The 5,737-nt window shown below is 65.0% G+C and carries 9 protein-coding genes; 4 read left to right on the forward strand and 5 right to left on the reverse strand.

From position 1 onward, the window contains the following. Positions 1 to 422 precede the first annotated feature (422 nt). Genes KJS59_RS30100 through KJS59_RS30110 form a run of 3 tightly spaced genes read left to right on the forward strand, consistent with a single transcriptional unit; the run spans position 423 to position 1,941 of the window. On the forward strand, positions 423 to 758 hold the full coding sequence (locus tag KJS59_RS30100) for a hypothetical protein (RefSeq protein ID WP_213457304.1): 336 nt from the start codon (positions 423 to 425) through the stop codon (positions 756 to 758). Beyond that, complete coding sequence (locus KJS59_RS30105; RefSeq protein WP_213457307.1) at positions 758 to 919, forward strand: hypothetical protein; 162 nt, start codon at positions 758 to 760, stop codon at positions 917 to 919. The genes KJS59_RS30100 and KJS59_RS30105 overlap by 1 nt, the downstream gene beginning before the upstream one ends. A 59-nt stretch (positions 920 to 978) precedes the next feature. Beyond that, positions 979 to 1,941, forward strand: a complete 963-nt coding sequence (locus KJS59_RS30110) for an ABC transporter substrate-binding protein (RefSeq protein ID WP_213457308.1) — start codon at positions 979 to 981, stop codon at positions 1,939 to 1,941. Here KJS59_RS30110 and KJS59_RS30115 read toward each other — a convergent pair. The 5 genes from KJS59_RS30115 to KJS59_RS30135 all read right to left on the reverse strand — a co-directional run bounded on the left by KJS59_RS30115 (position 1,938) and on the right by KJS59_RS30135 (position 5,174). Next, the gene (locus KJS59_RS30115) at positions 1,938 to 2,147 is read right to left on the reverse strand and encodes a hypothetical protein (protein ID WP_213457310.1); all 210 of its coding nucleotides are present in this window, start codon (positions 2,145 to 2,147) and stop codon (positions 1,938 to 1,940) included. The genes KJS59_RS30110 and KJS59_RS30115 overlap by 4 nt on opposite strands. Before the next feature lie 82 nt (positions 2,148 to 2,229). Further along, entirely contained in the window at positions 2,230 to 3,084 is an 855-nt protein-coding gene (locus KJS59_RS30120) for a nucleotidyl transferase AbiEii/AbiGii toxin family protein (RefSeq protein ID WP_213457312.1), read from the reverse strand. Further along, a complete protein-coding gene (locus tag KJS59_RS30125) occupies positions 3,059 to 3,730 on the reverse strand; it encodes a type IV toxin-antitoxin system AbiEi family antitoxin domain-containing protein (protein ID WP_213457314.1) in 672 nt (223 codons plus the stop codon). Before KJS59_RS30125 ends, KJS59_RS30120 begins: the two co-directional genes overlap by 26 nt. Before the next feature lie 758 nt (positions 3,731 to 4,488). After that, positions 4,489 to 4,899, reverse strand: coding sequence for a type II toxin-antitoxin system VapC family toxin (locus KJS59_RS30130; RefSeq protein ID WP_213457316.1), 411 nt, complete (start codon positions 4,897 to 4,899; stop codon positions 4,489 to 4,491). Beyond that, entirely contained in the window at positions 4,896 to 5,174 is a 279-nt protein-coding gene (locus KJS59_RS30135) for a type II toxin-antitoxin system Phd/YefM family antitoxin (protein ID WP_213457318.1), read from the reverse strand. The genes KJS59_RS30130 and KJS59_RS30135 overlap by 4 nt, the downstream gene beginning before the upstream one ends. 232 nt (positions 5,175 to 5,406) lie before the next feature. Between KJS59_RS30135 and KJS59_RS30140 the strand changes: the two genes are divergently transcribed. Further along, positions 5,407 to 5,589 (forward strand): hypothetical protein, encoded by a 183-nt coding sequence (locus KJS59_RS30140; RefSeq protein ID WP_213457320.1) that lies wholly within the window; start codon positions 5,407 to 5,409, stop codon positions 5,587 to 5,589. The last annotated feature ends 148 nt before the right edge of the window (positions 5,590 to 5,737 follow it).

A 5,737-nucleotide genomic window follows, 5' to 3' on the forward strand; every position in this document is an offset into this window, starting at 1 on the left:
TTAGCCCCTCGCTGGACTACGGTACGCGCGACTGAAGCTGATCTCGGCCCAGTCGACGCCAGCCGGGCGATCTCGGCGTTCCCTTCCAGCAGCCAGCGGTCAGCAGTCCGTTGAAGGCCGCAAGATCGCGGGTGTGACAACTCCGGGTCGCGGCCCATGGTATCGCCGCTCGTCAGAGCAATCTGGGTAACAGAATCGGTGGTAGACCAAGCCATGGAAAGGGATTCCGAGTCGTGGTGACTGTCCAAGATGATGGACATACACCAGCGGTGCATCGATCTAATGACTCGGTCGATAGTGGCCGCTGCATCGGTGGCGAGTGGAGGGCAGGTGGGGGTGGGTACGGCGAGCTGTGTTGTGTCGAACGCCCGCCGTCACTTACTTCGATTTGCTCATAATCGTGGAATCCTGGGGAGAACAGCGTGTTCCACCTGCGAAACGACATCCTTTGGATCGATCGGGAAACGTTCCTTCTCGACCACGCGCCGCAGGGTTTCCCGTTCCTGGTGGACGAGGTGCTGCCCTTCCCCACGACGCGAGCTGGTGAGGCTGGTGGTCGGGAGTGGGTTCACGTGCTGGGTACTGTGCTGGACGCGGAGACCGGGCAGCGGCTGACCCTGGGTGACAGCCTGTGGCAGTTACGGCTGAAGGTGGCGGTTGACCAGCCGCGGACGACGATGCTACCGCCGCTGTTCCCGAACGGAGCCTGTGCTTTCGACCCGCAACCCCAGCCGTCGGACGAGGCGACACCGCCGTGATGATCAACATGGTCGAGCAAGGGCCCGGGGGGATGACCTGCGGGCTGTGTCGGCACGTCGTTGCCGGCTCCTACGAGGTCGTCGTGCGGGAAGACGAGATGGATCCCGAGTCCGACCACTGTCTGGTCACGGCCCTACTGGATCTGCCCGAGCTGGATTGAGTCCACCTCGGGGGCTGGCACTACCCATTCGACAACATCAGATTTTGGGGAGGCAACACATGCACACAACCGCGCCGCCGGGCGCCCTGGCGCAGTCGCGCCGTGGGCGGTGGCAGCCGCTCGCCGCCGCTGTGGTGGTCCTTGCGGTACTCGCCGCTCCCGCGGTCGTTGCCTGTTCGGCCACGCCGGGGCAGAACGCCGGGCATCTGGTGGGGAAGGTGACCTATCTGACTGCTTTCGGCACGTTCGGGCGTGAAGGGTTCGTGTATTTGGCCCGGGACAAGGGGTATTTCACCGATAACGATCTTGAGGTTGAGGTGCAGCCCGGCTCGGCCGGGGACACCAACCTCCAACTGTTGGCGGCCGGGAAGGCGCAGTTCGCCTCGATCGACTACTCCGGCGCGGTCATGCGGGCCGGTAACAACCAGTTCGACGAGTTCGTTGTTGTCGCCGCGCTCCAGGCCAACACGATGATCGCCTTGATGGCCAAGGACGACGGCACGATCCGGACCCCCAGAGACCTGGAAGGCAAGACAATCGGCGCCGCGAAAGGCTCAGTGCCGGAGTACATGTTCCCCGGCTACGCCAAACTCGCCGGGATCAACGTGGACAAGGTGACGTTCGTGAACTTCGCCCCCCAGCAACTGCCGTCCATGCTGGCCGGCGGGAAGGTCGACGCGATCGGCCAGTTCGTGCCCGGCAAGCCAGCCATCACCACAGCCATCGCCCCGCACTCCGTGGTCATCCTGCCCTACAACACCTACATGACCGACCTCTACGGCAACGTGCTGGTCACCACCAAAGCGTTGCTGCGTAAAGACCCCGACCTGGTCCAGCGGTTCACCCGGGCGCTGCTACGCGGTCTGACCTACGCCGTGCAGAACGACAACACCGCCGCTGAATGCGGCACGGCCACCCATAAAGCAGTCCCAGCCACCAGCCTCCCCTGTTCAGAGGGGAATTGGTTGATCGAGGGTGATGAAGGAAAGGTGCACCTGACCTGCAAGGATGTCATTGCCTAGATCATGTCCACAGCAGAAGCGGGTGCACCTTTCCGGTGAGCAAGAATCGTGGCGACCTTCCCGGCAGGGTTGGCGCCCTTGTCCGTCGGTAGCCGCACCCGGTCGGTGACCGCGTCGTGCAGGCCCGCCTGCTGGGCCAGGCGCATCACCGGAACCAGACCGGCACAGGACACCAGATTTGGATCATCGAACGTCGCGCGCACCACCGGCGCGTCCTGGCGTAGTCTCACCTGCGAGGTGCCCTCTCGAGCGAAGCGATAGAAGCGTGAGAACTCCTATCTTTCCAGCTCAGAGGGCACTTTCTATCTCCGGGGTCCCACCAACCCGACATTCATCGGTGGATCGAGGCTCAGCTGCGACTCTCGGATAGCGAGCGGCCCAGCCGACAACGTCGGGAACGACGAATCGTTCGGGAAGTTCGATCTTGCGCATCGCCGCGTTGCTGACGACAGCGGTGCGCAGCGCATCGGCGCTGATGGCGTGTGTGATGGCGATGATGGCGATGTCGACGAGGTCCTTGACCCGGCTGCTGCTCGCGGGCTGCCCGTCTCGGGCGTAGGTACCGATGGTCGCGCAGAGCTTGTCGGCCAGGTGGTCGGCGATCGGAAAGACGCGATAGTTCGGCCGAACGAGTCCCTCGATGTTCAGTGGCGTCAGCGGAGCGACGATGTCTGGTGTGCCTGTCATGACGGTGCCGACAACAACATCGATGTGGAAGCCGGCGAACGACGTCGGGCCGAGTCGGGTGTTGACGTGTACGCGGGCTCCTTTGGCCTCCTCTTGGAGGGGAGCGACACGGGTGACGTCGAAGGCGAAATGATCGCCGAGGTCGATCCGGAGCGCGGCACGCAGAGCGTCGACGGCGTCGTTGACATCGGCGTCGGTGGCGTTGAAGAACACGTCGACGTCCTTGCTGTGCCGGGCCGTGGCGAGCCGGGCCAACAGCGCCCCGGCACCCTTGAGCACCCACCGGTCGGCGTCATCGGATCTGAACAACCGGGCGAGTGCCCGGTCGTAGGCGAACTGACGCTGGAGTTCGTCGAGTCGGTAGCGCCGGTCAACTCGCGCGATCTGCCCGAAGCGTTCCTTGAGTGCTGTCCTGAACGCCGAAGGCGTCTCATACCGGAACGTGGATCCGCTCATCTACGCGTCTCCTCGCCAACGAGTACCCGGACGAACTCTGCCGGGTCGGAGTGGCCGTAGGCGGCCGCGTGGGCGCGACGATGGCCTTGAGCGCGTCTTTGTGCAGAAGGCCCAGAGCGAGGGCGTCATGCACGACCTGTACCACTGCGGACTCGTCCTCCCCGTCGGCGAGCAGATCGTCGATGATCGCTGGCACGGTCCGTATCGGCAGTCCCCCCCAGACCTCCCAACTGTCCGGGGGAATCTGTGAACGGACGCGTAGTTTGATGTCGTTGCGGCGAGGTCGCAGCCGGGTGGTGGCGTAGAACTCGTGCTCGCGTGGAATCAGGTCACCGAGGCCGCGCAGATGCGCGGCGCTGCGGTGGCTGACGATGGCATCGGGGGCGGCGGCGCGTTCGTGCCACGACTTGGCGCCCCCGAGTTGCAGCCAGGCCGCGCGTAGCGGGTCCAGCTCTGGGTCTTCGGGCACGCCCGTGAGCCGGTACACGCGCGCGGCCTGATCTGCGATGGCAAGCGTGCCGTCGTCAACGAGTCGTTTCAGGTCCTGCCGGGACACACCAAGACCGCGAGCTTGTCCCGCAGTGATCATGCCCCACTGCTCGCTGGCCACCGGGCTGATCGCAGCCAGCGCCGTACGCCTCGACATGGAGCAAGCGTAACACTATTGCGACGATCGCTCCATCCGGGCGTGCAGTGGTGGCCAGTCCCCGGGGTCACGGCGGAGCGGGCAACGAGCGGGCGCACCGGCATCACGGGTGCTCCACGGGTGCTCGGATGTTCCGATGCCGGACGGATTCACGGCACGACTCCCGGATTCGCACCTCTGCCAGCCACTCACCGCGGCGTCAATCTCGATAGGCGCGCCGCGGACCAGCATCAACGCGGCCGGACGACGCGCCCGGAATCCGGACGGCGCGCGAATGGTAGCGCTCTGTCCCCTTCTGGATACTTTTAATCCATAGGTTCGGGGTTCGAGCGGCCCACTCGAAACGGATGCCCAAACGGAGAGGGTCAAGGGGACAGCCGTACGCGCCACAAGCCTGATCGCGCTGTTGATCCACCTTGTGTGGCACGGCCGCCCCGGCCGGCCTCCGCCTCGCCGGCAGACCGGCTATCGAGATCCCGCAACGACGCCACGCCGACCCGTCACACAACTGAGCCAGACAGCGGTGACATCGGGTAAGGATGTATCCGGGCATGGACCTTTTCCGATAGACGGGACAGGCAGGGATCACCCGCAAGACGTGGATTCCCGCCCGCCGCCGACGGCCCACTGGTCCTGCGGCCGTGGCTCGGTGGCGTGCGGATGTGCTCGGACGTACACCGGATCGGCTGGAGTTGGGCGTTGCGCGGCACACCGGCTCGCTCACGCGAGCACCTCAGCCTGCCTTCGGGAGTCGCGGGTCAGTTCTGGCCCGGGCTTGCTACGGGTAGTCCTGCGGCCTTGGCGCATTCGAGCAGTCGCCGGTCGTACGTGACGAAGGCGATGAGCGCTGTTCCGGACTCGTTGGTCAGAACCTGGGCGGTGGCGAGGTGGATGGCGTCGAGGCTGCGTAGCATCGGCTCGGCGAACGCGGCTGCAGTCGCGCGGATCGTACTGTCGATCTCCAGTCGGAAGAGCCGGCCCACGGCCGCCGGCACTCCGATCAAGGCTTGCGGGGCTGATCGGCGTAATGCTCTGGGCACTTCCACCTCGACGAGAGCGGAGGAGACCAGCGGCGCGTCGTTGTGGGTGTTGAGCCAGGAGACAAGGTCAGCGCTGCATGCCTCCTGCCGAACCAGCTTGACGACGGCGGCGGAATCGAGGTAGATCACCAGCGCTCCTCGTCTCGCATTGCGGTGAGCGTGGCGGCCACGTCCACATCTTCGTCACCGAGCTTCGGCGGAAGCGGAACGGGACCGCCGCCGGTCGGGGCAACCGCCCGCCCCGCAGCTACCAGCTTGGCCAGCGTCGACCTGTCATCACCTACCGGAACAAGTCGGGCGATCGGGTGCCCGCGATCGGTGATCTCGACGGTCTCGCCGCCGCTCACCCGAGCCAACACCTGGCTCGTGTTCTGGTTCAGCTCCCGGACACCGATACGTTCCATGAACAAGAGTGTAGAACTAAATGTTCTACCTTGCCAGTTTTTCGCGTGGTCAGGGCTGCCTACCGGCTAGGACCAGAACCGGCGACAACAGGCAAAGGGTCACTGCGACTCCCAACCAACCACGCGCATCGGCGAACCGGACCGACGGTTCGGCTGGTTGGGCCGGAATCAGTTGACCACAGCCCGGAGGCGGAGGAACTGCGCCTGACCGAGCGGTCATGCGTTGGTCGGCGTGCACGCCGTGCTGCGGCTGTGCGACTCGGGGCGGTTGCGCTGCAGTGACAAGACCCGACGACCGGCCGCGACCAGTGCCGTCATGATCGCCGATATGCTGTCAGGCGGCGACTTCTACCCAGACGAGGCGATCGCCGCGTACGTGTGGCCGCTGCTCGTGCAGGCCGGCAGCTTGGCCTAAGTGAGCGTCCGGGAACTTGGCAGGGCGGATGGTCACAAGGTGATGAAGCTCGGCGTGTAGTGGATCGATATGAAGCGAGCTCCTGGTAGATCGGCGGTTGTCTAAGCCAACCGTTTCACCAGGAGCTCGCTGTGTCATTGTCGCCTGC

The sequence above is a fragment of the Rhizomonospora bruguierae genome (assembly GCF_018397995.1).
Classification (GTDB): Bacteria; Actinomycetota; Actinomycetes; order Mycobacteriales; family Micromonosporaceae; genus Rhizomonospora; species Rhizomonospora bruguierae.

Coding starts and splice junctions, on each gene's coding strand:
- KJS59_RS30105 (WP_213457307.1), top strand. CDS start 758: ATGATCAACATGGTCGAGCAAGGGCCCGGGGGGATGACCTGCGGGCTG.
- KJS59_RS30110 (WP_213457308.1), top strand. CDS start 979: ATGCACACAACCGCGCCGCCGGGCGCCCTGGCGCAGTCGCGCCGTGGG.
- KJS59_RS30120 (WP_213457312.1), bottom strand. CDS start 3,084: ATGAGCGGATCCACGTTCCGGTATGAGACGCCTTCGGCGTTCAGGACA.
- KJS59_RS30125 (WP_213457314.1), bottom strand. CDS start 3,730: ATGTCGAGGCGTACGGCGCTGGCTGCGATCAGCCCGGTGGCCAGCGAG.
- KJS59_RS30135 (WP_213457318.1), bottom strand. CDS start 5,174: ATGGAACGTATCGGTGTCCGGGAGCTGAACCAGAACACGAGCCAGGTG.